General features: G+C 59.4%; 1 pseudogene. It reads right to left on the reverse strand.

Annotated features, from left to right (window positions below):
• Positions 1–381 (reverse strand): annotated as a pseudogene (locus tag NA637_RS25385) (transposase); the annotation flags it as partial.
• Positions 382–503: the final 122 nt, after the last annotated feature.

Genomic DNA, 503 nt, shown 5'->3' on the forward strand with positions numbered 1-503 from the left:
CAGGTGCACCTTTCCTGCGGTAGTCAGCAAATGTCGGCGCGCCATCCATAGGTTCGACAGCGCGAACAGCGTCACCAGCTGAGCGGTGTTCTTGGCCAGGCCACGGAAGCGCACCTTCACGTAACCGAACTGGCGCTTGATCACTCGAAACGGGTGCTCGACCTTCGCTCGCACTTGTGCCTTGGCCTTCTCGATCTTGCGCTTGGCTTTGTACAGGGCGCTGCGTTTATCGAGCTTCTTGTAGGTGCTGCGGCGTGCTGCGACCTGCCAGATCACTTCGCGGCCCGCATGTTCGGGGCGCTTTTCGACGCCGGTGTAGCCGGCATCGGCGCAGACGACGTTCTCGTTACCGTGCAGCAGTTTGTCGACCTGGGTGATATCGGGGTTTGGGGAGCAACGGAACAGAAAGTGCACTTAAGCCCAGCGCCTGCCCGCAAACCCTTGTGGCGTCTGGTTAGTTCGGGAAAACCAAGGTTTTGCCGAACTCTATCGAGGAATGGCTC

Source organism: Stutzerimonas stutzeri (assembly GCF_024448935.1).
Taxonomy (GTDB): domain Bacteria; phylum Pseudomonadota; class Gammaproteobacteria; order Pseudomonadales; family Pseudomonadaceae; genus Stutzerimonas; species Stutzerimonas stutzeri_AO.